This window comes from Stenotrophomonas sp. GbtcB23 (genome assembly GCF_019091045.1).
Taxonomy (GTDB): Bacteria; Pseudomonadota; Gammaproteobacteria; order Xanthomonadales; family Xanthomonadaceae; genus Stenotrophomonas; species Stenotrophomonas rhizophila_A.
The window spans coordinates 1-237 of the sequence record NZ_JAGXKC010000681.1; the positions used below are offsets into that span (position 1 = coordinate 1).

The 237-nt window shown below is 60.8% G+C and carries 1 protein-coding gene; it reads right to left on the minus strand.

Annotated features, from left to right (window positions below):
- A partial coding sequence (locus KVS69_RS20550; RefSeq protein ID WP_217540197.1) for an FCD domain-containing protein occupies nucleotides 1–237 on the minus strand: 237 nt, incomplete at both ends.

Below are 237 nucleotides of genomic sequence, written 5' to 3' on the forward strand. Positions count from 1 at the left end.
CTGACCAGCGCATCGGCCATGGCATGGTGCTCCAGATGCGAGGCATGCATGGAATCGCCGAGCATCAGGTTGCGGGCGCGATAGAGGCGAAGCTGCTTGACCAGGCCCAGATATTGCTGCGCGTGCGCCGCATTGCCCGCACTGACGACGATGAATTCGTGGAAGGCGAAATTGACCTTGACGTAATGCTCGAAGTCTTCCGCCGCGATCGCCTCGTCCATCTCGGCGATGAAGCCC